Annotated in this window: 13 protein-coding genes; all 13 read right to left on the bottom strand. The window is 57.4% G+C overall.

Annotation, left to right across the window (positions count from 1 at the left end):
* Window positions 1–5: 5 nt before the first annotated feature.
* The 13 genes from aas to DFR40_RS09005 all read right to left on the bottom strand — a co-directional run bounded on the left by aas (window position 6) and on the right by DFR40_RS09005 (window position 25,637).
* On the bottom strand, window positions 6–2,147 hold the full coding sequence (gene aas, locus DFR40_RS09065; protein ID WP_211329766.1) for a bifunctional acyl-ACP--phospholipid O-acyltransferase/long-chain-fatty-acid--ACP ligase: 2,142 nt from the start codon (window positions 2,145–2,147) through the stop codon (window positions 6–8).
* Complete coding sequence (locus tag DFR40_RS09060) at window positions 2,147–2,413, bottom strand: ArsR/SmtB family transcription factor (RefSeq protein ID WP_245985648.1); 267 nt, start codon at window positions 2,411–2,413, stop codon at window positions 2,147–2,149. Before DFR40_RS09060 ends, aas begins: the two co-directional genes overlap by 1 nt.
* 406 nt (window positions 2,414–2,819) lie before the next feature.
* Window positions 2,820–3,995, bottom strand: coding sequence for an AlbA family DNA-binding domain-containing protein (locus DFR40_RS09055; RefSeq protein ID WP_121458145.1), 1,176 nt, complete (start codon window positions 3,993–3,995; stop codon window positions 2,820–2,822).
* Window positions 3,996–4,125: 130 nt separating this feature from the next.
* On the bottom strand, window positions 4,126–5,865 hold the full coding sequence (locus DFR40_RS09050) for a UvrD-helicase domain-containing protein (protein WP_121458259.1): 1,740 nt from the start codon (window positions 5,863–5,865) through the stop codon (window positions 4,126–4,128).
* Window positions 5,855–7,897 (bottom strand): ATP-dependent nuclease, encoded by a 2,043-nt coding sequence (locus tag DFR40_RS09045; protein WP_121458144.1) that lies wholly within the window; start codon window positions 7,895–7,897, stop codon window positions 5,855–5,857. Before DFR40_RS09045 ends, DFR40_RS09050 begins: the two co-directional genes overlap by 11 nt.
* A gap of 491 nt (window positions 7,898–8,388) precedes the next feature.
* Window positions 8,389–9,078, bottom strand: coding sequence for a helix-turn-helix domain-containing protein (locus DFR40_RS09040; RefSeq protein ID WP_121458258.1), 690 nt, complete (start codon window positions 9,076–9,078; stop codon window positions 8,389–8,391).
* Window positions 9,079–9,335: 257 nt separating this feature from the next.
* A complete protein-coding gene (locus tag DFR40_RS17145) occupies window positions 9,336–9,794 on the bottom strand; it encodes a hypothetical protein (protein ID WP_170160188.1) in 459 nt (152 codons plus the stop codon).
* Window positions 9,795–9,896: 102 nt separating this feature from the next.
* Window positions 9,897–10,811 (bottom strand): hypothetical protein, encoded by a 915-nt coding sequence (locus DFR40_RS09030; protein WP_121458142.1) that lies wholly within the window; start codon window positions 10,809–10,811, stop codon window positions 9,897–9,899.
* Window positions 10,808–18,325 carry a hemagglutinin repeat-containing protein gene (locus tag DFR40_RS09025; RefSeq protein WP_121458141.1) on the bottom strand — a complete coding sequence of 2,506 codons (7,518 nt, stop codon included), beginning with the start codon at window positions 18,323–18,325 and terminating at the stop codon, window positions 10,808–10,810. The genes DFR40_RS09030 and DFR40_RS09025 overlap by 4 nt, the downstream gene beginning before the upstream one ends.
* Window positions 18,326–18,329: 4 nt before the next feature.
* Complete coding sequence (locus tag DFR40_RS09020; RefSeq protein ID WP_245985646.1) at window positions 18,330–20,099, bottom strand: ShlB/FhaC/HecB family hemolysin secretion/activation protein; 1,770 nt, start codon at window positions 20,097–20,099, stop codon at window positions 18,330–18,332.
* A gap of 343 nt (window positions 20,100–20,442) precedes the next feature.
* Window positions 20,443–20,685 (bottom strand): helix-turn-helix domain-containing protein, encoded by a 243-nt coding sequence (locus DFR40_RS17585; protein WP_121458139.1) that lies wholly within the window; start codon window positions 20,683–20,685, stop codon window positions 20,443–20,445.
* A gap of 339 nt (window positions 20,686–21,024) precedes the next feature.
* Window positions 21,025–24,375: a VPA1262 family protein gene (locus DFR40_RS09010; protein ID WP_211329765.1), complete on the bottom strand. Its 3,351-nt coding sequence runs from the start codon at window positions 24,373–24,375 to the stop codon at window positions 21,025–21,027.
* On the bottom strand, window positions 24,372–25,637 hold the full coding sequence (locus DFR40_RS09005; RefSeq protein ID WP_121458138.1) for an RES family NAD+ phosphorylase: 1,266 nt from the start codon (window positions 25,635–25,637) through the stop codon (window positions 24,372–24,374). Before DFR40_RS09005 ends, DFR40_RS09010 begins: the two co-directional genes overlap by 4 nt.
* Window positions 25,638–25,714 lie beyond the last annotated feature (77 nt).

The raw sequence follows: 25,714 nt of genomic DNA, 5'->3' as shown, positions 1-25,714 counted from the left end.
CCAGCTCATGCCGCCTCCGCCATCTGTTTCAGCGTCACGTAATCGATCTTGCCGGTGCCGAGCAGCGGCAATGCGTCGACCACCTGAATCTTCCGCGGCACCGCCAGTTCCGGGACGCCGAGTTCGCGCGCCTTGCCAGCCAGCGCCTCGCGGGTCAGCCGCGGGTCGGTGGTGAACAGCACCAGTGCTTCGCCTTTGGCGGCATCGGGCTGGCTGGAGACGGCATGCGGTTTGTCCGGCGAGGTGGCGACGGCGAGTTTCTCGACGACTTCGAGGCTGACCATCTCGCCGGCGATCTTGGCGAAGCGCTTGACCCGGCCGACGATCTTCACGAAGCCCTCGTCGTCGATGTCGACCACGTCGCCGGTTTCGTACCAGCCCTCGCCCGCTTCGGAAACCGGCGCCTGCAGCACACCGGACCGGTCGGCCTTGAGGTAGCCGGCCATGACGTTGGGGCCACGCACGTGCAGGATGCCGCCGTTGGCGATGCCCGGCACCGGCACCAGCTTGTGCTCGATGCCCGGCAGCAGGTTGCCGACGGTGCCGGTTTTGTACGCCATCGGCGTGTTGACCGCGAGCACCGGCGCGGTTTCGGTGGCGCCGTAGCCTTCGAAGATGCGCACGCCGAACTTCTCGAACCACTGGCTGCGCACCGCTTCCGACAGTTTTTCGGCGCCGGCGACGACGTAACGCAGGCGGTAGAAATCGTAGGGATGGGCGAACCTGGCGTAGTTGCCGAGGAAGGTCGAGGTGCCGAAGAGCACCGTGCAGCTGCGGTCGTAGGCGACTTCCGGAATCACCCGGTAATGCAGCGGCGACGGGTAGAGGAAGAGGTTGGCGCCGGTCAGCACCGGCAGCAGCGCGCCGGCGGTGAGGCCGAAGCTGTGGAAGATGGGCAGCGCGTTGAGCACCTTGTCGTCGACCGAGAAATCGATCACCGCGCGGATCTGCGCGATGTTGGCGAGGATCGCCCGGTGCGGCAGGACGACGCCCTTCGGCTTGCCTTCGGAGCCGGAGGTGAACAGCACCACCGCCGCGTCCTCGGGCGAAGCATGCAGCTCGAAGGCGCGCGGAAAGCGCAGCCCCCACAGCACCAGCCACAGCTTGTCGGCGAGGCCGATGCGCGCGCGGATATCCTCAAGATAGAGCAATTCGATGCCCTGCAGCCCGGCCAGCTTGTCGCCGAGCTTGGCCTGCTCGACGAAGGCGCGCGAGGTCACCACCGTCTTCACCTCGGCGGCGGTGCAGGCAGCCTGCATGGCGTCGCTGCCGGCGGTGTAGTTGAGCATCGCCGGCACGCGCTTCCTGGCAGTGAGGCCGAAGAGCAGGCCGATGGTCGGCACCAGGTTGGGCAGCAGCAGGCCGACTTTCTCGCCCGGCACCGACACGCGCTCGATCTGGCGCGCCAGGATCAGCGCCATCTTGAGCAGGTCGTTGTACGAATACTCGATCTGCTTGACGTCCTCGAGCAAGCGACGGCCGCGCCCGAACAAGGCCGCCGCGTCGCACAGCGCGCCGTACAGCGTCTGCGTCGGGCGCGAGGCGAAGATCATTTCCTGCATCAGCTTGCGCATCTGCTCGCCGGCCTTGCGTCGGCGCAATTTTGCGGTCGACGCCGCCGGCATCGGAAAATGCGCCGGCGCCAGCACGGTCAGGCGGATCTTCGGAAACAGCGCCTTCGGGTAGCGCCCCGACAGGCGCGAGAAATACGAGCGCGAAGCACCGTCCAGCCGCACCGGGATCACCGTCGCGCCGGTCTTCGCCGCGACGAAGGCCGGGCCGTCGTACACCTTCATCAACGAACCGGTCAGCGTGATCCGTCCTTCCGGGAAGATGACCACCGGCCGCCCCGACTCGATCAGCCGGATCACCTTCTTCATCGCCATCGGGCTGGTCGGATCGACCGCCAGGTAATCGACCTGCGACAGCAGCAAGCGGAAGCCCCACTGCCGGGCGATGCCGGTATGCACGACGAAGACCGGGTCGAGCGGCAGGAACAGCCCGAGCAGCAAGCCGTCGAGGAAGGACTCGTGATTGGCGACGATGAGCAGCTTGCGCTGCGAGAATTCGGCGGCGCGAAAGCGTACCTCGACCCGGAACAGCAGGCGGGCGACCAGCCGCAACAGCGGACGCAACAGGGCACGCATCAGGTGGACTCCCGGACGTAATCAAGGACGTTGGTGAACGTGGTTTCCAGCGTCTGGCGGTCGATCCAGAACCACACCTCCTTGCCGATCTTCTCGGAAGCCAGGACCCCGGCCTCGTGCAGGACCTTCAGGTGATGCGAGACGGTCGACCGCGCCAGCGTCGAAACTTCGGCGATCTGCCCGACATTGAGCCGCTCGCCCGGCTCGAACAGCAGCAGGATGCGCTGCCGGTGCTCATCGCCGAGAGCGACGAAGATGCGCGACATGACGGACCACTGCGGGGGGATGGTTTGGCGATAGTCGGATTTCATGTCGAAAATATTAGTTATATCGACATGACTTCGTCAACCAGTTTTCCTGCTGCGTCTTCTCGTCCGCAGCTCAAGTTGAGACTTCCGCAGCTTAGGTCGAGATAGCAAACATCGGTGCCACAATGGTTTCCACAGGTTCTCAGCCGCTGAAAGCCGCAGAATCAAGCAAATCCGGGAACTTGAGATTTGCGAACACGTTTGAGAAATCCCACCTTTCCAACCGACTAGAGTCCAATCAAGAATGGCACTCTATTAGGCGGGATATCGGCCTTTGCGGACTCTGAGCCTCCTGGCTGCATCGGACTGCAGTGTTTCGGTTACCAGCCGTTCAGTCACCGATGGTGGTCAAAAGCAGCTATCGTCAAAGGGGTAGCCTAGGAGTTTTTCCAGCGTCCGCATTAACCAAGTCCTCAATGGTTTTGGTGTCTCGGAGCACTTCGACTTCAACGGAGTGCCGATAAGGTAGCGGCTCGGAAAGCTCGCTCGCCAGTAAGCGGCTTCTAAAAGCCAGGATTCCACACTCTTGAGGGAAAATGGCGAGATAGTTATCGAGGATGGCTGTCTCCCCGGGAAGTATTTTTGGAAAGCGCACAATACAGCGTTGCTTGCCCTCTTCACCTTCGACGGATAGATTAGGCTCATCCCTGATGGCGAAATTCGGAATACGACCACTAAGAGGGTAAAGAGACCGCTCTTTCTGCGGGTAGTCAGGAAGACTACTCCCTGAGCGAAATCCAGCTGCAACGCCAGCTTCGGTATCAACGGTTATCTCCAACTTGCAATCTGACAAAGCGAAGGATGATCTGTTGTAGACATGAACATGTACAGGTATCGCTGCCAAGTGCGCGCTTAACCACTTTGCAAGGTCTCGCCAATAATTCGAATTGGTGTTCAGGTTCTCGATGGAATTAAAGATTCCCCCAGACGAGCTTCTGAAACTAAAATCGGGGAGATCCCGAATACTTCCAAAATCTAGGATCCTGGCGCTTCTTTTCACAGCAAATACGTCATCGCCTTCAGCAGTAAGGAAACTTATATCCACAAGCGGTCGCCGTCGCTCCTCTTCGGCTTCTGCCCCCATCTTGGCAATCTCGTCCGGTAGAGCCGTGGCTGTTGAGCTTCCCCGCCGAACGTAGACGGTGTTGGCTAAAACTCGCCCCCAGGTCCTAGGAGCGAAAAACGGGCGAGGCTGCTTCGGGATCGTGATAATCCCAACCGTTACCCCGCGGTATGGCCGAACCTCGTACTTGAACTGAATTTTTGGCGTTACCTTGCTATTCACGAGCTGTTGAAAGTGGGCGTCATCGTGGAATTCGGATATGCCAATAACCTGAGGGGGATTGGGCTTTTCTTCCTTGAAACCGAGCAGGATGTACGCGGGGCCCTCTCTCCAGGCATTGGCCATGGCGAGGATGTCCTTTAGCAATTCCGACTTCGTCTCATTGTCCTCGCCGGATAACGCGTACTGCTCAGCCTTGAAATCCAGGTCGGAGCCCTCTGTTCGGTAAAGCAGGCCATCAATGAGATCGTCTGTCATTCTTTTACCTTAGCCCTGAGGCATTTTCCCGGCGGCAGGATGCCAAATAATATGAGGGGGACGTCGTGCTGATTCTGAAACGTAAACCGCTCGCCACAGCGCGACAAGACAAGACTGCATAGCGCGATGGTCAGGGTAGGTTAACTGCGGCTACCTTGTTGTCGAACAACATGTTGAGTACCCCCAGCGATTTTTCGCTCATCGTCTGTGTAAAAAGAACTGCTAGACGGCGCTTTGGCCGAGAGACACTGACATAGAAGAGATTTCTGGCGCGGTTGAAACCTTTTTGATGGGCAGCCGTCGGTTTCGCACCGGTATCCATGTATTCGAGCATGCGGGGCCAGTTGTAATGATTCCAACCGCCGCCGAAGACGATGAGGACGTTCTCAAACTCTGCGCCCTTGACACTATGCTGAGTGGCAAAGGGCGTGAAGCCATCGACAAAGCGCACGAGGTTCGCAACTTCCTGATACTTCACGTCACGCAAACGTCGATGGCGGTCAACTGATAGCTTCTCTGGTTCTCCCGCAGCAGGATCAAACGCTGCCATGTCGTCCTCACGACGGGTCACATTATCAGGCAAACGAGGCCGGCGCGTCTTCTTTAGAAGGTCCAGTACCTCTCCCACAGTGCCACTTTCGCGTAGAACATCGAGGGATTTCATGTCATCTGCCCAAGCCTGCTTCTCTGAAGGCTTTTGCAAGGTGGCCGCCCGGCCAAGCACGTCAAACATCTGCCCGTACTTTTTCGCCTTGTACGCCGCACACGCAGGCTCTACGATTCTGCCAAGAAATTCTAGAGTCGCATCGTCGAGCTTAGAAATGGCGTCTGGATGGGACTTGAAGATTTCAACTATTGAGGGATAGCCTTGCTCAGCCCCAAGAGCGGTATGCGTCAGCATCAACACTTTCGTGAACCCTGGTGAGAAGTCCCAGCCCTCATCCTCAAGTTGTTTACGAAGCGCGGCGATGTAGGCACGCGTGACATCTGGCGGCGTGTCCAGTTTCGAGTGTGCGGTGTCTGTCCGCTCCCCCGTATAGCTGTTCGCATGGAACGCGCGAGCCTCACCCTGCGCAGCCAGATCATGAACGACCTGAGGCAACGTTGGCCGAATGCGGTTGAGCATGTCCACCACTGCGGGCACTGAGCGGAAATTCGAACCCTTATCAATTCCCTCGACGTTGGGCAGCGCAGTCAGGTCGAAATCGTCCCGATATATGGTCTGCCAGTGATCGCCGAACAAGCCGATTAATGGTCCCGTCTTGGGCTCTAGAAAGTGCGTAGCCAATGCACCCATGAAATCGTCATTGGTGTCCTGATATTCGTCAATGAATACTACTGGGTAAGACCCCGTGAATATCTGCCGGAACTTCGGCATCGCCAGGAAGCGTGCCATCAGTTCTGGAATATCGTCGTGATAGAGAGTGATCCGGTCATCGTGAATGCCAAAGTACCCGAGGTCGTACTCAATACGTCGGTTGCCGACGCCGCCCGCTTCCACGATTTTCTCCGCGTGCCTTTGGAGCTTTCCTACTTCCGTTCTGAGAACGGATTGAAACTGGCTAATGCTACCCCAGCAGAAGGCATGAATAGTTTCAACCAGCACGGCCGGATGCTCGTCAATCTCTTGCGAAATTTCGCCCTTTGCGACATTTGTGTAAGTGATGCATGCGACCTTCCTGCCGCGACGCAAATAATCTGAGCCACGCTCAGAAATGAGTCTCTTAAGAGCTTGGACGAGGGAATAGGTCTTCCCAGCTCCTGCGCCGGCCTCGAGGCGGAAGCACTGATGATGGTCAATACAATGATTGACGCGCTCCTGCGCTTTCTGCGCGGCTTCAATTGCGGGACTTTGCGTTTCAAGCTCCATGAGCCACGCCTCCATTTGCGTGTGGGTCGGCAGATTGCAGGGGCAGCGGTGCTGAATCCGCTAGCCAAAGCAGGCCTTCATGGATGTATGCAGGCACCTTCCATTCATCGTCGGAAAGGCCGTACTTCAATGCGGTCTCGACCTTGCCCATGCCTGCAGCAATACCAAACGAAAGATCGCCCCAATGCTCGCCGTCTTTCAAATCAAAGAGCGTAGGGTTTGCAAGGATGAACGCATCTTCAAATGTGCGTGCACAGAACTCCGATTCAGTTTCGTGAATTTGGTAAGCGACTCGTCGATAGCCCTGTACCTTCTCTTGCGGCGTCTTTGCTTTCAGAAAGTCTAGGGCAAGAGCCTCACCGTCTTTGATCTTGAACCAGTCGCGAAGAGTCGTGTTAATTGACCGCTCTCCCTTCGAGTAGGGACACTTCTCATAGCGCTTGTTGTCGCCCATCTTTACGGCATCAAGATCGGTGATGACCAGTGTCCTCAATTCGAGAAAATCGAGTAATGGCGAGAAAATCTTCGCGTTCGCTCCATCGACCTCTACTGTCGATATGTATTGGTGCGAGAGCTTCTTGGATTCGTCTAGCTTCGCGTCAATGAGCTGGAAGATACGCGGCATCAAGAGGCGCTCGGTCGGACCTTCCATCAGAATAGCCTTGTCGGCGAAGAACAAGTCGCATTTTGTCAAGGTCATGTATCTATGCAGGAAGCCACGATCTTGGTCATTGATCTTGTCAGCTCCTTTCCGGAAGTCCTTAATTACTGTGTGCCGTGTTGCGCCATCTGCTGAAGGCTTGGCAAGGAAATAGCGGACTGCATCAAACGGTGCAGCGTTTGCGATGTGCGATGAGTGCGTCGTGACGACAAACTGGACCGGCCATTCTTGATCTGGATACTCCGCCGAAAAGACCTGGACTGCAGCATTCAGCTGCTTGATAAAGACCTCCTGCATTTGCGGGTGCAAATGAGCTTCGGGCTCCTCAATGAAGATCAGGTGCACTGCCGGCAAGGTCGGGGTCGTACGAAAAGATTTGTGAAAACTCAGAAGCTGAAGAAGGATGTAGATTAGGTTACGGGCACCAAGACCGTTATATCCCTCAGGAAGGTGAACCCCATGCGCTCCCGTGTAGAAGACCTTCGTGTGCTCACTTAGGAGACTGACGACATTCAGTTCCGTCTCCGTCCGCAAGTCAGGATCATTGAGACCTGGATACCCGAAGCTCTTGATCTTCGGCAGCAACGCCGTGAGCTTCTCGTTGAAGCCCGCATGAATGCTTTGCTCGATGCTCGAAACGGCCGCCTTCAATTCGGCGGCAATCGTCTGGTCTGCGGCGGTGGCTGTGGCACTTGTCGCAGTGGTAAACAATTCCTCCAAGAGCTTACCCAGGACATTGGGCTCGCCGCGCTTATGTTGATCAAGAGACCTTTGTGCGCTCACTAGTCCGCAGTGAAATAGCTTACCGAGCTGCTTAAGTTCAATGGCGCGCTGATTGGTCGAATCGTTGGGATCAACTGCCGTTACGTGATACTCGTAGGCCTTTGGAACAACCTCTTTGAGGTTTTTGAAGAGATGCGCTGCGTCATCTGCTCCTCCTTCTGGGACAGGAGAGTCAAGCAGTAAAGCCAAGGCTCCCTGTGCAGGGCGATATTCAATACAAATTTTGGCGGTCTTGCACTCGGGGTCGAGGTCGATAATAAATGGAGCGAGTGCGCCAAGTTCGTTGGCAGGGTCGTAGGACACAAAGACCGTAGCCACGATGACCGGCAATGCCGCGAGAACATCCTTCTCGTCCTTGCCATCACGATGTAACTGCTTAGCGACGAGAAAGGCATCTCTTCTTGCGGCCGAAAAGTCTTCAAGCCGCAACTTCTTCGGCTCATCCCCTAGAACGTGCGCAAAAAACTCCGTGATTGATGTCTTGCCACTGTTATTGCGGCCGACGATCAATGTTGTCGTCCGTTCGAGCGACATTTCAGCGCTCTGTAGAAGTCTGAAATTCTCGATCGAGATTTTTTCTATCCGCATGTCCCGTCCTCAGCAATTATTGAGACCATTTTGTATTCGTTGAGTTAAATTTATTGCTTTTGCATACATAACTTTACAGCATGAGATCATGCAATGCTCACGAAGTGAATGGCTGTTTTCAAGCTATTTCTGAAGAAGTGAGGGCAACATACCAAGGTCGGCTTTGGCCGAGGTGCCGCCTATTGCCGCTGGCATGAGGCCGGATCTCGGCCAAAGCCGCCATCCAGTAGATGGATCCCCGATGGCAGCTTTACACAGGATTTCGGACACACTCGCTACTGAAAACGGGGGGACGTCGGGGTATCGGCAAAGACCGACGTGGGGCCTGTTGCCATGGTCATGAGACCGGAGTTCGGCCGAAGCCGACGGTCCGCACGGATCAAGACATCGACCACTCTGTGCATAAAAGCCGTCCTTCAAACTGTCTACGAAAGCCGAGGCGATTCAAAAGCGGCGAGATTCCAAAAGGGATTTCGCCGCTTTCTATTGAATTACCAGCCCAACGGCATCGATCGTGGAGTGGCAATCTCCGTGGGTTCCTTTCCAAGCGGGAACGCAATCACGTAAAGCACCTTGACCGGCACTGGTTTTGCCTCTGGTATAGCACCTTTGACAATCATTTTTCGGATTGCGTAGCGCAGAGATACCTCAAGTACCTTGAGTGCGTCGATGTGTTCTTGAAGCTCGTCGTAAATGGCGAACTTGTCTCGCTGAGAGTAGCAGTCGGCGCAGTCCCTGTAGTCCCGGAAGTGGTCGATCAATTCAGCAAAGCGCTCATCGGCTTCGCGGCTCAATTCGAAGGCCGGTGTGGATAGGTCCATCGAGGCCAATTCCACCAGGCTGGCAAGTTCTTTCCCTGTGCTTAGCGGTAGTACCGGCAATGTGATGTTTTCCCTGTCGAACTCTTCTTTTGCTGCTTTCAATTCGTCTTCGCTCGGGATGACGTAGGGCTTGTTGAATGCATCAATGTCCTCGAGATCAAAGGCTCGTGCTAACGCCCGACGTGTATCAAGGTCTGAGGGCTTGCCACCTTCGACACGTTGTATGGTTCGGGTGCTCAGGCCCGAGAGCTCGCCCAGTTGCTCTTGGGACCATTGCCGCAGTTCACGGTGGATCTTCACCACCAAGCCCAGCTCTTCCGGTGTGAGCAGTCGGGGTTGCGTCTTTTCAGTTGCGGACATCATTGTTCTCCATCGGTTGGTTGATGGAACTAGTGTGCAGGGCGCCGACCAAAGGCAACACGACAGCAGGACGACAGTATGCCGACATCGGGAAAAAGCAGAGTTTTTGCTTCAATCTGGCTGGAGAGGAAAGGTTTGCAACACTCCCGGCAGCCTCGCTTCGACCCGTCCACGGAGATCCGTGTCGGCCTTGCATGCCTCCATAAAGTCGCCAACAGCTGCAACCACGTCATTCAGAAATGACGCCGTACCAATGATCACCAAGCGTTCATTCTGCGCTGGATCGTAGGCGTGTTTGCCACCGTCGTGATAGCCAAATCGCTTCGCATCTGGGTATTGATCGTGGTAACTGACCTCAGAGCTGAAGGCATGCAGAAGCGCACAGCGTGCGCCATAAACATCAAGGCCGCGATATTGGTATGGTTGGTCCGAATGTCCCTTGAGGTAGGTATCAACCCAGGTAATGAAGTCTGCCCGCCCCTGCTTGTCTCTGTTTGCGGGGAGAGACAAAAAGGCCAAAGTATCCATGCGATGTCGCCCGTCTTTACTGCGATTTCGATGTTGCCCTTGGGCACGATCACGTCGCTGCCGACCTGGCGGTAGCGGTTACCAGCCAGCAGCGTCACATCGCCTTCCAGACTGCCGACGCTGCTCTTCGACGCCCGCGTCGACTCGGTGTTCTGGTCGGTATCCATCTGCTGCTTGCCGAATGTCACGCTCACGCCGGAGGCGAAGGAAAGGGGGCGCAGCCCTGCATTTGAGGAACGAGGTTGTTCGGCGTGAGGATTCGGTCTATCACACCCTGACATGGGGGAAACTCAAGAGCACCTATCGACCTGACGGATGCGCTCCATGCAAGCATCGATCTCCGGAAACGATTTCTGGAGCTTGCGTGACAGCCTTGCCATGAAACCTTGGTCGGGCGGTTGCCAGTTCGGTGAGAGGAAATCGTAGATGTCGTCGTATTGCGGCAGCGGCTGAATGGGCATCCATGCCATCGGCACCATCGGGTGCTCGATCTCGACCGGGATGCCTTTGTGCCAGCAGAGCTTGGTTCTCAGCGTAATGATTGGGTATACAAATTCGGAAACCGTAAAAAAGGTATTTTTCTTGAGGTTTCGTAGATCATTCATGAGCGAATCCTCCAGCCCGGCTTTGTCCCCCTTCATCAGGAGCGAGTAGAAGTCGTTGCCGTTGGCATAGGCTTGTTTCATTTTGCTGCCCGCTTTTTTGGCGCCAATGGCGATTTTAGCTTGTGCGGCTTCGTAGTCGCCACGGATAACGAGTTGAGCGATGTGGAAGGCGAATTCGATCGTTTTTGGGTTATCGCGGTACATCAGCAGCACCGGTGTTTCGAGTGCCGCAGCTTCGTTAATGAGTGCCTGATTGTCGGATACTAGTGGATGAATGAAACTCCATTCCAAGGTGAAATGGTCTTCTCCTCCGCTCATGTAATAGTCTTTGTTCGGAAGATGGCGTGATGCATGTAACCAGAGCTTGGTGGCCAGATACCAATGCTGCTTGAAGGCTGTCATGTCGCCGTGGGCGAAGTAGGCGAGGAGACCGAGGTTTTCGTGTGCAGAGGCCATGAAGGCAAACAAATTTTCGAACTTTGGTACGCCCTTGGCGTACTTGTACTCAATGGTCAATAGCCTCTGCTGGAGAGAGTCGTATGCCTCCTCAGCATAGCGAGCCGGATCGGCCAGATATTTATCCTTGATTGAATTGCTCATTTCGCCAATTTCACCAAAGTAACGCCGTTTTCATTGACACCGGCAACAATCTTGACCAGATTGATATTGCTATTCGGGTCAAATGTTTTTTGTATCAAGGCAGCCGTCTGTTTTTTTGTCGGATCACCGGTTTGTGCAAGTGCATCCGCACGGCTTTTCACCCAGTCAGGGGTCATCTGTGTGGGCAAATCCCCATCTGGCCCATTCAACTTGATAGCCCCATTCGCCTGCAAGGGTTTCGTCTCCACGATATAGACGGTGTCCCCCTTCACGAAGACGCCATCGAAGCACTTGTTGCTGCCGCATTTTCCTTCGAGTTGGGTAAAACCATTGCGTGTCATGTAGCCGTTGGTCACGGTTTCACGCAAGGCACCTTGCTCGGCTTTATCAGAGAGCGCATTCAATTTCGCGAGTTGTGCCCGCTCCGCCGCATTCAAACTTGCCGCGATACCCTCACGGGTCACCTGCTGGGTGCTAATATTTCCACTCGCAGAGACCCCCACTTTTCCAGCAAAAGCTATATCAAGCGCCCTCCAGGTCCGTCCCAACGCCCCCAGCACCTTACTAGTCAGCGGTCCGCCCAAAGCAATCTCTTCGGCCAGATATAGCGGCTCGGCACTACCGCTTTTCACTCCGGCCTGTTCCAGACGGGCCTGATCCCGCTCGGCCATGCCGGGGATGATCGAGGGATCGGGCGCTACGCCGAGGAAGTAGTTCCCGCTGGCATTGGCATACTGCTCGGGCGTTGCCGAAAAATAGGTTTGGTTGCTGCCATTGAGTGATGTCGCTTGCCCGTTCACGACGATGGTCTTGCCTGCGTACGGGTCGAGCATCCTGGCGGCGGTTTCGAGATCGGCGAAGTAGCGGCTAACTGCCCCCATTTGCCCCTCGCTGCCTTGAATGCTTGCCGTTTTCTCAAGCTGGTTCAGATACTGGGCAGTTTTCAGATACTCCTGATCATCAACTCTGCTTTCCGCCACACGCTCAAGGACATCGGTCCAGTACAAGGTGGCTGAAAGCTGGCACTGGGTATCATTCAGGCAGCCCTCCCTGGCCTTTTGTTTAGCCAGTGAGCGGATTAGTTTCCTCTCCTCCGGATGCAGCTGCCGATTATTCGCATCCGTGTTTAACGCCGTCGTCGCTCCCTGAGTGCCGCCCGCCACCGCACCGATGCCCACCGCTGTCGCTCCGGAGATCAGTTGCCCGGCAAGCTTGGCAACGGCGTCACCGGCCCCGGCATCCTTCAGACGATCAACAATGCTGTCTTGCAGTTCATTCAGAAGCGGTGCCGCACTGGCGGAAGCGCCAGCGCCCAAAGCACCCGAGGTGCCGCCTGCGAGTCCGCCCAGGGCAGTGTGCAGGGCGACGCGATAGACACCACCTTCATCCCACTGCTTTGCTTGGTTCTGCAGTTCGGCTTTCCTTGCCGGATCGCTTTCCTGTTTTGCCTGCTCTCGGAGCTCTGCCGCCTGTTTACCCGCGAAGTCAGCTGCCGCTTTCGGTGCCAACTGCCCGAACATCTGCGTGATCCGCACCTGCGCATCGATCTCCTTCTGCACCTTGGCGGCATCGAAGATCGGTTTCAGCCCGGTTTCGGCGTCGCCGGTGCGGGCGGCTTGGTTGCCGGCGATGTCGGAGATGGCGGCCTGTGTCGCGCTGCCAGCTTTACCGGAATCCTCGCCGAAGCCTGCGCTCGTCCCTTGCGGCGCGAGCTTGCCGTCGAGGCTGAAGCCGGCGCCGATGTTGATGCTGCCGCCCTTGGCTTCATATTCCGCCTTGTTTTCGAGATTGCTGAGGCTGAGTTGGCTGCCGGTGGTGAAACGGTTCTTCTCGGCGTCGATGGCTTTTTGCGTGCTGGTGATGGCACCGCCGGTCAGCGTTGTGTCTTGCCCGACCTGGACGTCGAAACCGCCGTCGCCGGCGCGGATGCCGGATTGTTCGGCGACGCTGCGGAAGTCGCTTTCGATCTTGCTCTTACTGGCACTGATGCTGCCGCCGATGCCGGTCAGCGAGAAGCCGGTGATCGGGATGCTGATGCTGAAGCCGCTGCTGCTCTGCTTGCTGTCGTAGGTGCTGACGTCTTGCAGGCTTTCAATGGCGAGATCGCCGCCGACCCGCGCGACGACCCGCTCGGCGGCGGCAACGGCGCCCTTGAGCGCGGTGTCGCCGCCCGAGTTCAGGGTCAGCGTTTCGCCGGCTTCGACGCGGGTGTTGGTCCAGCTCAGGTCGTCGCCGTTGGCCTTGCCTTTGCCCCGGCTGGCGGCGGCGGTGATGGCGAAGCCACTCGTCCCGACACTGACGCCGACGCTGGCGCTGCTCGACTTGTTGCTGCTGCGCATCTCGGCGGTGTTGGCCGCAGCCAGCAGATTGATCTCGTCTTCCGCCGTCAGCGTGACGTTCTGGCCGGCCGTGACCTGGGCGCCACGCAGCGTGATGTCGCTCGCGGCACCGGCACCGCCGGCCGTGACCCGGATGTCACCCCCGGCCAGCAGTTCGCTGCCAGCCGCGCTGTCGCGCTTCTGGGTCGAGGTGCTCTTGCTCTTCGAACTGCCGAGGCTGATGCTGACGTTTATCCCGCCGACCTTGTCGAGTGCCGTGGCGTCGCGGCCTTCGATCGCCTTGCCGTCAGCATCCCGCTTGGTCGGAATCTGCCCGTCCTTGCCCTTGATCGTCTCCCCCTGTCCCGCCGCCACCGCCGAATAGGCGTTGTACCCGGAGAGCGCGGCGCTTGCCGCTGCCAGCGCCTTCATCCGCCCGTCACTGGTGTTGCCGGCGGCCTCCTTCATCTGCTGCACGGTTTGCACGGCGCTGATCACCGGGTTGCTGATGCTCACCGTCAGCCCCGATTGCTTCGACTTCTGGACAAAGCGACTGGCGTCCGTTTCCCGCGCTTCGACGATGTCGACCGTCTTTGCCGCAATCTCGATGTCGCCCTTGGGCACGATCACGTCGCTGCCGACCTGGCGGTAACGATTGCCAGCCAGCAGCGTCACATCGCCCTCCAGGCTGCCGACACTGCTCTTTGCCGCCCGCGTCGACTCGGTGTTCTGGTCGGTGCTCATCTGCTGCTTGCCGATGGTCAGACTCGCACCGGAGGCGAAGGCGCCGCTTTTCTTGACCTTCTTGAAGTGGGTTTCGTTATGTGTCTCAGTGGCTGCTTCAATGTTGAGATCGTTGCCGGCCGCCAGCACCGCATCTTTCGTCGCTACAACATTGCTGCCCTTGATCCCGATATCGCCGTCGGCAACCAGGGTCACCGTTTCGCCGCTAAAGGTACTACCAATGGCAGTGGTGCTATCGATCGAATCGCGCGTCGTTTTGGTCGTGCTCGACAGTGCGCCGCTCTTTTTCTTGTAGCGTGCCTGCTCCAGCTGATAGCTCGCTTCTCCGGCTTCGATGACCATATCGTTTCCGGCGCGGGCCCTGACGGCTCCCGCATCACTGCCCACCTCGGCCGCACGAGCCACCAAGTCACTACCGGCGACAAGCGTAATATCCCCTCCCGCCTTTAAAAGGGCCCCTTGCTCACTGGTGCTGGATTCCAGGCGATAGTTGCGTCCATCCCCCTTTCGCCAGTCGTTGCGAGTGCTTTCTGTTGCCGTCGCGAGACGTACATCACCCGTTGCATTGAGCGTCATTTCACCCGTGGCAACAAGGCTGCTAGCGACCACGCCCAAATCGCCGCCAGCTGAGAGCGCCACCTGCTTGCCTGACAACGTACTACCGACAACACTCTCCTGGCCAATACCGATGGTTGAGCGCCCGATGCGACCATCGATCTCGACACTTTGGCGTCCGGCATTTACGTCAAGGTCGCCTTCTGCACGAGCCGCCAACACCCCACCCGCAGCCAAGCGGGCTGCATTGAATGAAAGATCACCGCCACTCGCGAGGGTTAAATCACCGGTCGTGTCGATGCGAGTTCCGGTCTCTCGCATCTCGGTTTGCGTACGACTCCCCCTGCTGTTGGTCAGGGTCTGGCTGCTACGGTCTGCCAATGCACTGAGCGAAACATCCCCTCCGGCAACAATCTTGGCCTGGCCGGCAATGACCTGGGCCGCATCGAGCTTGAGATTGCCGACCGCCGACAAATCCAGCGAGGCACCCGGACCGCTCGCATAGAGCGTGGCCTGGCGGGCAATCCCCTCCCGTGTACCACTAGCTGCCTCGCTCCGATAACTGTCGCTGGCGACCACGATATTGCCACCGGCAGTCAGTGCCAGCCGATCTTTTGCAGTAATGAGTCCCGCCTTGAAGGAAAGATCGCGTTCTGCCTCGATCGCAAGCTCACGACCCGCAAGCAAGCCTCCGCGGTTGAGGAAATCGCCGGCGGCAACCGCAACATTTCCACGGCTGGCGATCGCGCCCGAATTAACCAGTTGCCCGGCTACTGCCAGATCGATATTGCGCCCCGCGATGAGCGCCCCTGAAGGCGCCAAATCTCCCTCTCGGACACTTGCATATACCTGCGGCACAAGTGCTTTCGCCACTCGGCCATCGGCAAGCGTAACCTCGCGCTCGACCAGCCAGACGATATCGCTGGAAAGGCGAGCAATCTGCTCGGCAGAAAGCGCCACGCCGGGAATCAGATTCCATTCCTTCGCAACCGCGATGCCAGCGTTCATCAAGGCTCGATACTGATCCTCTTCATTGGCATAGCCGTCAAGAAAACGTCGTCCGGTTAGATTGGCAATCTGTTCGGTAATCAGCCGCTGTTCGTAAAAGCCGTCTCCAAGACGTTTCTGGGTCGTTGCCGGATCCATGGCCAATTGCTGGAGCATGTAGTCCGAATTGAGCCATTGCCGGTAGTTGGCGAAACGTGGGTCAGTTTCCGTCAGATAACCTGCCGCCTCGGGCGCAGGGCGGAACAGACTGTTATTGGGCACGCGTGGCGCCTCATTCACCGTCGCAGCGCTACCCGGGGTATTTCCAGCCTGATTAAACCCGCTTCCCGAAAAGCTCCGATTGCCCTCGTAAATAGCCGTCGCAAGGCTGAACTCCTCGACGACAGGCGCTGCGGTATAAGGACTGGTTGCGACGCCTTGCGCTGGCAGGCCGCTACTCCGCTTGTTTCGCCAGTAGTGCGTCACCGTGCCACTTTCGGTGGCCTCACGCCGGCCGGTTGCATCGCGATTGTCGAGCGTATCGGCAATCAGGTTCAGATTCCCCCCCGCAAGCAGGCGACTCTTGTCGTTGACAACGTCCTTGGCATCGATCTTCAGGACCCCGCCAGCCTGGATGCTCGCCGCTTGCCGTTCCAGAACGACAGTTTCGGTAGTACTACGGGTGTAGTCATAGCGATACCAGCTCGAACTGGTTTCAGTCGGGGTGTTGAGGTAAAGCACCCACTGCGAACTATTCGGCTGCCCTAAGTAGGTGCTGACCTGATCGCTGGTGTAACGATAAGCGGAGCCATAGTTTTGGAAATCTTGACCCGAGCCAGTCACTTCCTCATTGATCCCGGTACGGAAATGGGTATCAAGGTTGTCGAGTCGTTCAGCCTCCAGGGTAAGGTCGGCTAAGGATTCGATGGTTGCGCTGGCATTGGTGACGGCACTGGCGCGCCCCGCAGCATGTCCGTCCGCATCGAGCGCCCCGCCAATGTGCATGTCACCGGCCGAGAAAATCAGAGACCCGTCGCGGTTATCCAGCGTGGTGACTGCAATATCCAAACGGTTTCGCGCGGCAATGACCGAACTGCTGCCATTTTCTGCGGCATTGCTCAGGGCGCCCGCTGAAATCGCGAGATTGTCGCCATAGATACGGCCTGAACCAAGGTTGTTCAGTGCATGGGCTTGAATGCGACTATTGCCACCGTCGATGATTCCTCGGTTAAGCAATGCGCCAGTGCCACCAACCAAGAGATCAAGATTCGCGGCAAATATTTTGCCAGTGGCTTCATTCGTCAATTGGCCAGACTGAAGGGAAAGGGTATTTCCGGCCTGCAATAAGGCGCTGTTGGTGAAGCTGCCACCCACCGTGATGTCTGCGTTACGGTTGGCGGTGATTTCTGTGTCGTTCGTAAAATCCCCACCAATCTCGACAGTCAAATCACGGTGAGACAGTAGCGAGCCACCGCTTAAACTGCCAGCATTGATCGCAAGCCGCTGCTCCGCAACCACGCTTCCGAGGCCATTTTCGATGGCCAGCGCGTGACCGGCACTGGTGTCCGCGACTTGAACATCTCCCGCAGATACGACCAGACCTGCACGGTTGTCGAATTTGTCGGCCAGTTTGAATTCTCCGACACCAGTGCCCGTCTGGATGAATTTGCCACGACGGTTGTCCAACGTGTCTGCCGTGATATCCAATCTACCAACACGACTCCATGCATCGCTATGAATGATGGAATTGGCTGTCTGAGCACCAAAAGTTCCTGCGACGAAATTTTCACTACCGGCAAGATCGATATCGTCACCCGCGGTGAGTAGCAGGTTTCCACCAACCTGGAATCCTCCCCGATGGGTAATCCCGGCCCCCACATCAATGCTTAAATCAGTGGCTGCAACAATCCCGCCCGTATTCTCAAGGCGCCCATCGGCAGTCACCACGACATTGCCAACTGAAGCGCCAAGATAACCGGCATTTCTTACGCCAACCCCGACTTCGGTACCACGCAAGGTGATCTTGCCGGCATACATGCCGCCCAACTGCGCCACATCGATGGCAAAGTCGGGCGCCGCACCGCTACCCGCAATCGGTGTCACCTGCGTGTTGTTTGCGTCTACCGTATTGCTGCCGGTGGTGACCGCCAGGGTTTGCGCCCACAGACCGGCGTTGATCTGGACGGCACGGGCGATGATATCGGTGTATCCGGCACGGCTTGCATCCATGCCGCCACCCTCGATACGAACCACACCGCCCTCAACGCGATAACCGTCCAGATTGCCGCCGTTAAGGATCGGGGTTCCGGTGGTCAGCGTTGCGCGACTCGCATTGATGAAGCCGCAACCGTTGCAGGTCAGCCCGGCCGGGTTGGCGATCACGACCTGCGCCGTACTTCCTGCCACTTCGATGAACCCGAGCAACTGACTGGGATTGGCCGAGATGATCTCGTTGAGGATCACGCGGGCGGTGCCAGCCGCCAGCCAGGGGTTGCCCTGAACCCACCCGCCCAGTTGGGTCTGGGTATTGACCCGGCTGTTGTTGAGAATGGCGCCCTGGGCCTGGACATCGAACTGTTCATAGGTGTTCCGGGACACCCCGGCAGCACTGGGCGTTCGGATATTGATCAGCGGCACGCCATTGCCGACATTCGTGATGCTTGGTTGCTGGCTGGCCGGCGCATTCCGGTAGGCGACGACCTGCGCATGCGCGATCGACATCGTTACCCATGACCCGCCCAGCGTCGAGAAGACGGCAAAGGCCAGGGGTGCCCAACGCGCCATTGCCGGACGCGGCAGCGGCGAACTGCGACTGCCTGCCGACTTGCAACGTGCCGAAACGCATTCGGCAACAGCCATCAAGATCCCGCGCGAACGGTTGAAAACGAGTCGGAAGCGTTGTGCATTCATGGTCTCAGAAGCTCAAGGTCAGGTTGATGCCGCTGCTGCTGTGTGCCGTTTCAAAGCCCCGGGGTTTATCCAGCGGGGTGCCGATGAAGACATCCCAGGACAGCGTGCCGTAGCCACCACGCAAGCCGAGCACGGCACCGGTCAATTTGCGACCGACCAGCAGATCGGCGGATGGACCGCCGACCTGACCGTGATCGATGCCCAGGTAGAGTTCCTGGCTGCTGCCACCGAGTTGCCAGCCCAGTTCATTGCGCACGAGCCAACCGCGCTCGGCCATCAGGACGCTTTCACCGTCAAATCCCCGAACCGTGTAGCGCCCGCCGACTGAAAAGCGGTCCTGGGGAACCAATGGCGTTCGGTTCCACTGCACCCGCCAACTCCCCAAGTAGCGCAGCTGCTCGCCAGCCAGCTTGAAGGGGGCCGCAATACTGGCTTCGGCAGATACGATGCGGGGACGATGGGTACCGTCACCAAACGCCTCCTCCGGCGCGGCGATGGCGCCAAAGGCACCGGTGCCGCGGCGGTAGGCCGCCGACAGATCGACGGTGGCCTGCCCGACGAAAGCCCGGTGCTGCAGACCGAGTTCCCAACCGGCCATGCGCCGGCGCTGGACTTCAACTTCTGTGTCGTCGATGAAATTGGCCGACTGCGTCAGATAGCTGCGTAGGTAGGCGGTGCTTTTACCCTGCGCGTCGCGATGCACGACCCGACTGATGCGCGCTTCGTGGTTCTCGCTGGTGCCGCTGTACAGGTAGGTCTGGTTCACCCCTGGCACGCTCTGGTGATAACGGTTTTTGCTGGTCGTGACGGCAAACTGCCAGTACCCCCAGGGCAGCGAGTAATGCACGGTATGACCTCGGGTCCCGCGATCACCTTTCTCCTTGCCGTGGCTGCCGCCGATATCGTTGTTGAAACTGGCGTAGAAGAGATCGTTGAGGGTGAGCAGGTGATCCGCCGAAACCGTCACCGAACCCAGGTTTTTGCCCGTGCTACGCGTTCCACCATCGTTGGCGTTGAGCGTCAGGCGAAACGGAAAGACTTGTCGCCAGGTGATCAGCAGATCGCTTTCGCCGGGCGCATCCCCGGGCACGATCTGGATATCGGCCTCGGCCGTCGGCACACGCTTGAAATTTTCCAGCGCCTGTTCGATGTCGCGCAAATTCAGAATATCGCCAGGGCTGGCGGGCAGGACATTCACGGGATTGGCACGGGCACCGCTCTCCGGGGTGAAGCGGATGTCGCGTATCCGTCCGGGAACGATGCTTAGGCTCAAGCTACCGGCACGCAGGTCCTGCGCCTCGGCAAGGACGCGGGTCGTGACGTAACCCCGTGCGATGATCGCATCCTGAACGCGTTTCATCAGCCAATTGATGCCGTTGGTGCCGAGACAACGCCCGTTGGCCAATGCGACCGAGGAACCGACGGTCTGTTGTACCCAGTCAAAATCCGGGACATCGGTTTTGAGAACAACTTCGCGAATCGGGAAGCAGGGCGTTTCGTCTACCGGCAACGCGTCGTCCGACGCGCCAGCAGGCGCCTGCAGCCTGACGTCCGGCATCACCTCCTGCTGCTCGCGCAACTGACGCTCCCGCGCCTGCTGTCGCTGCAGTTCCTGGGCAATATCGCTCCCGGTTTGCGCGCCCGCACTTGCCGTCACAGTGGCCAGCAGGGCAACCGATACGATTTTATTGAAGGAAAAACGGAGCGCAATGGCTGTTCCCGAAAGATGCGCCGCTCCCTTGCGCATCTCGATCCCGGGTTCTTGTTGTTGCACTTGATTTTTATTTGGAAAATCGACCGAGCATAGTACTACCGCATAGCGGCGATGACAACAACAAATGCGGGCGTCACATTGACTGAGTATTGCGGCAAATCAGTCACTACGCACCGCGCATCTACGTTATTCCGGCAGCGACCGACCAATCGCGGCTTATCTATCGGGGAATGGCGCACAAATCCCACATCGGGCGCCCGGCCTACCTGAGTCCATCTTTCTCAGCTTTGGCAGTGATTCGTTTCGGTTGTGCGGGATTGAGCGAGCCTAATTGGAAAAACGTACCCGCGCAGTTGGCTTGCAGTGGTCGTGCATGCTAGGACAGGAGGATTTCGGCCAGTTGCTACTCTTCACGTTGTCGCAAATGGGCTAGTAGCATATTGGCCTGTCTTTCTGTGCCATAAGCTAGATGCAGCAGCAGCGTCACCTGATCCGGCATCCTGCGCCCTGACTCATAGCGCGAACCGCCTGACTGGGTAACCTCTATCTGCCCCCAAAAATCGACCTGGTTCAGCCCAAATTTGTGGCGCAACTCTCGCGCCTCCTGCCCAGTTCGACAGATCAGTTTTGGTGACTTCCCACCCATACTTTTACCCACTCAGTCAATGCTATATGAGTGATCAAAGTATAGCCGCACGCATTCATCATGGACTGCTTAGTGGATGGATTTTGGTAGTTGTCGGGCCAGCATAAACAAGCAGGCCGCACGAGGGCTAATTTAGGACACGCCGTCTGAGTTTAGCGCTCCGTTTCCTTACCAGAGGCAACATCTCGGCCAACGCGGTCATTTGCGTCGGAGACAACGGGCGGCTAGTGTAGAACTGCTTTCCGACATTGGCACCAGTTTTGTGTGAAATGACGGCGCTTTGACAATGCCGTGGGGCCACAGCCAACTTTAACCGCAGAGATGACAAAGGGGCGCTGCCTATTGAAGTTTGCTTCTAGAGTCGTCGCTTGAGGCCGGGAGCTCTTCCACCTGGTCGAGGAACGCGGCGAGCTGCCCCTGCTTGCCGGCGTGCTCCGAGCGCCATTCGACCATCGGCCTGACCATCGCAAGCTCGCGGGCGTCCCGCGACAGATCCTCCAATTCGCGGTCGGTCATGCCGCGCTCTCGTAGATAGTACTGAGTCCATCGGCTAAAGGTCAGCATCCACATCGAGACCATCAGGGCGCCGTCCCATTGGGTCCAGTCCGAAGTGCTGGCGAGGGGCTGTTGCACGATGCGCCTCTGCCGCTTCAGGATCGCTTGCATCGACTTCAGGCTGGCCTGCAGTCGTTCCGGGCTACTGTAGGCTAGGAGGAATGCGGTGATGTTGGTTGTCTGGCCCTCACGCGCTGTGTTAAACAGCTGCGGCTGGTTCTTCGGCTTCGGTTCCAGCAAAGCAGCCAGTTCCTGAACCCAAATTTCGCAAGCATCGTCCGCGTTAGCGCGGCCATTCTGCAGCAAAGGGGAGACCACAACCTGGAATAGCCAGGGTTCGGTCCAAGTCAGTTGTCGCATATGTCCGCGCATGGAGTCGACGAGGCGTCTCAACTCTTCAGCCGGAATGGTCGCCGGCAATGCCTCATGCAAAGCCGCGACTAGGCCTTTGTATATGTCGGACTTCTTCGTATTCTCTGCCGCGTGATGAACCATCCAACCCAGGGCACGCACTCGCTCTGGATAGGCAAAGTTGGCCACCAACTGCAGCACTGTGGCTAACCCTCCCGGCTTTTCCAGCTGCATCTCAATTGCATTCAATCCCATCCATTGCAGCAATCCGTTGCCGCTGCGAACGAGGCGGTCCCGCTGCCCCTCACTGATGTCGAACTGCACCGACAGCGAGATCTCACTAACGATCTGGCTCAACAGGGACAGTCGCATCGTATCCGAGTTTTGGGGCTCCAATGGCACGCTAGCCATCTGGGCTTCGGCGATCCCTAGCAGCGCGTCCGGCGCGTACCACCACAGGAACTTGATAGTGAAGTACTCCGACCAGGTCAGGGCTGCATATTTTGTAGGATGGAACAAGTGTTCCAGGTGGTAGGGACTGTTTAGAAGGGCCTCGACTGGTTCCCGAAAGAACCGGGCGTCCAACATGGCTAACTCTTTGTCTGCCTCATCATGGGTGCGATTGAGCGATGCATCGAGGAAGCGCAACAGGAATTCAAGAAAGCCCCTCTCGGATCCGAGTTCGGTGAAGCGGCTGTCCCCAGCGCGTGAATGTGCGAGCAGTTCGCCGAGTACCACCCAGGTAGGCGTGAAGTCATCGAAGTTGTCTGCCTGCCGGTCAAGACAGTTGCGCAGACCTGACGTCTCAGGCAGATCAAGCGAGCCATCCTTGATAAGGTTCAATTCCGCCATGCACTCCTTCAACCGATCGCCGCTCAAGCCTTGCAATGCCGGCTCGCCGGTCCATGCGCTTAGTACGTCACCCGCCCGGGCATTCTCGAGACAGAGGAGTGGCTCGTAGCGCCTTGGCGGCGTCGGCGACGCTGCGGAGTCGAAGAGAAGCTGCATGGAGGAGCTCTCGGTCTCGCCCTCAGACTGTGCGGCCTTCGCCTCCCGCACCAGCCCAGACTTGTATTGCTCAACCTTGAGAAGGACATCTGCTGGGATAGGGGTTACCAGCAACGGATAGTTTTGGGCGGCCGTCTGAAACGAGTTGGACAGATTGAAGCCTGCGACCGGCAGGCTGTCCGGTCCCATGATCAGGATGTAGCGATCATGCAGACGGCCTTCCTTCAGGCCGTATATGCGCAGCTTGATTTGTTTTAGTAGCTGGCGGTTGTGTTCGCAGCTCGCTACAAGGTTGTTAATCCGGCCCGGGATGGGCTTGTCGGATTCGCCCGGCGTGGCTTCGCCTTCCTTAGATGTTCTGGGTAGGGAAGTGAAGACGATGTAGTCAGCCTTCGGCGCCGCACAGAGTAACATCAGCCCCAAGCCGGCTGTCTCGAAATAGGGATCGAAAATGACCACTTGATGTTGCTGGTACTTCCCCAGCAGCGCCCGGAACCATTCCACGAATTGCAGCCGCCCCTCGCCATCGCCTTGGCCCCAGCGCAGGAAGAATTGCCCCTCCGACTTCGGTGGATGGAGCCGCGCGAAAAGGGATACGAGATCGCGGTTGGCCGGTACCCAAGGGTCCGCCTCTCGCCCTCCGATGTGGTTGGCAAATCCCAGATTGCCGCGATTGATTGTCAAGGCTACCTTCAATCGCTCGGACGCGGATGGCCGTGTAGTCTTGTCCAGCCAGTCGAACTTGACGGGGCTGGCCCGGTGGCCCACTACATGACCTTGAAGATGGAGCTCCCGAACGTAGCCGATCCGCCACCGGCAACACAGCGTGCCGTCGCCGGACTGATCGCCGAAGCCGAAGATCTCCAGTTCAGTGCTGTCGGTCCTGGCGCGCAACTGGTCGCTTAGCTCGAACTTGCACTCGAACACGCCTTCTGCATCGCGTCTTGCTGTAGTGACGCCCGACTGGACAACTTGGCCGTCGTTCGCGATGCTCAGGCGAAACTGGAATCCGCTGAAGGACGGAACCTGCAATGGATTGAATCGGGCGACGAGGGCGTTCGGCGCATCGGCCCAGCTTACGTTGAGCAAGCTGCGCTCTAGGTCGTCTAGGGCAGGGAAGACCAGCAGTTCGAGGTCGCCGAACCTGATGATGTCGGCGCCACCAAAGTTTAGGCCCGTGTCCGTGTTGAGGCGTCTGACCACCGATTCGGTCAAGGCCACGTCGTAGTCGGGGCCTAGGCGGAACAGCGCCTCCTTATTGGTCTGCGTAATCGACGCGCTGAAAGCCCCAGCTCCGCCATGCGGGCTCGATGGTGAACCCTCGCCATGCGCATCTTTGTTGACCAAGTAAGCGACGGGACGGTAGACGAGGCCGGCGGCGGCGAGTGCGGTTGCTCCGAACCTCGCTTTCAACTGATCCGAGAGCCCTAGCTTCAGTTCTTCGCTGATTTCCGCAACCGTTCTACCGGCGCTCAATTGCCGTAGGATATCCGCGCAGTGGATGCTTTTGACGTACAGGTTTAGCTGGATAACCTGCGTCAGGACTTGCCCAAAGGTATGGAAGTTATCGTCGTAGCTGGAAGACCAGCAGTCGCTGGAATGGCTGTAGGGGAGCAGGCGGCCATAGACTATGCGATTTTCAATCGATTGCTCGGACTTGATCTGCAAGATCCACAGTTGTAAAGCGCAGTGGCGGGTGTCCTTCGAGAACAGCCGCGCCAGCCGGCCGTCGTTGAGCAGGTCATCAAGTACAGGGGCCACACGCACGATTTTCACAACTTATCCTCGTCGTGATCATCGAGTCCATTCAAAACCAATACTTCGCCCCCATCGCCCACATAAATATCCTCGATATCGTGAGAATAGCTTAGGCCTGTTATCGAATGGAGGGTGACGCTATCTAAAACGTAGTTAACACCGAAAAGTTCCTCCACTTCTGCCGTTATTAGCGAGTTATCTGGAAAGAGCACAATATTCCGCCCCGCCTGTTGCTGCACCGAGTCAAACATAACACCGTCAAACGGCTCCGGATGAACATGGGTCAAGTATTCGCCCATCGCCTGAGTGATTAGATATTCATACTCCTTACCGGGAACCACGGGTTGAGAGATGAGATAGCTCAAATGCTTCAGGAACACGCCCCGCTCGAGCACACGCGTATGGTCAGGCTGGAAGTAACTTTGATTTCTTCTATCCAGCGCATGGGCTAGCCACGAAAAATCAAGAATTCTGAGTGGTCGAATGGTCTCGAGAGCAATCGACACGACACGGTGACCAATTGATGGTCGTATTTCCGCCAAACAGGTGTCTCTCTCTAGCGCGGTGTAGAGAACCACAACACCTTTTGGATTCATTCGACCTTCACTGGCAAATTCTTTCGGAGGAGGCCCGACCTCTCGGAACGGTGAATCAAACATTCGTTGCAGTGAGTGCTCATCACACACTCTCGCCCGATATATTTTTTCCCCGACGGGCAGTTCCCGAACAACAGAAGCACCTTTGGCTAATGGGTGCCGGGAAACCACCTTATCGATACCCTGAAACACCCAGCCAAATAGTTCGTTGGCTTGTTCGCAAAAAAAGCGCCGTCGATGTTTCAATTCCTCGCCAAGACACCTCCACTGGTAGTGAAGGTTACCCGCACGAATGGGGACATGAACGTAATTCGAATTGGTATCGAAAAAAGGAACGTCACCGTCAGGCGGCCAGACATCTTCTGCAGCAATTACCGCATCAACAATTTCGTCTTCAAACTCGAAATACTGTCCAAGTACCTCTTGGACAACATAGTTCAGATCGTCGCCATCCTGCTCTTCGTGACCACGATCATCTTCATCACTCGAAAACTTCCGATAAAACTCGCCAAGCTGAAAATTTTCGCGGATGACAGGCTCAAGCTCCTTGCCAAGCTCTTCGACAGTAAAACCTTTACGTCTTTTGTTTCCGCAAACCGAGCAGGCAACCTGGCGGCCATTCCTTTTTGCAATGGCCGCCAGATACGAATCGTCAAAACAGTTCCAGCAGACAGCGTGCCCCATCACAGTCTCATTCGTCTCGATTATCGGAGTGCATTGTTATTTATATGCCAAACGGATTATATGGCCATTTCACCATG

Source organism: Azonexus fungiphilus (assembly GCF_003634965.1).
Taxonomy (GTDB): domain Bacteria; phylum Pseudomonadota; class Gammaproteobacteria; order Burkholderiales; family Rhodocyclaceae; genus Azonexus; species Azonexus fungiphilus.
Note: the sequence above shows the minus strand (reverse complement) of the source record. Positions and strands in the feature narration are given on the sequence as shown.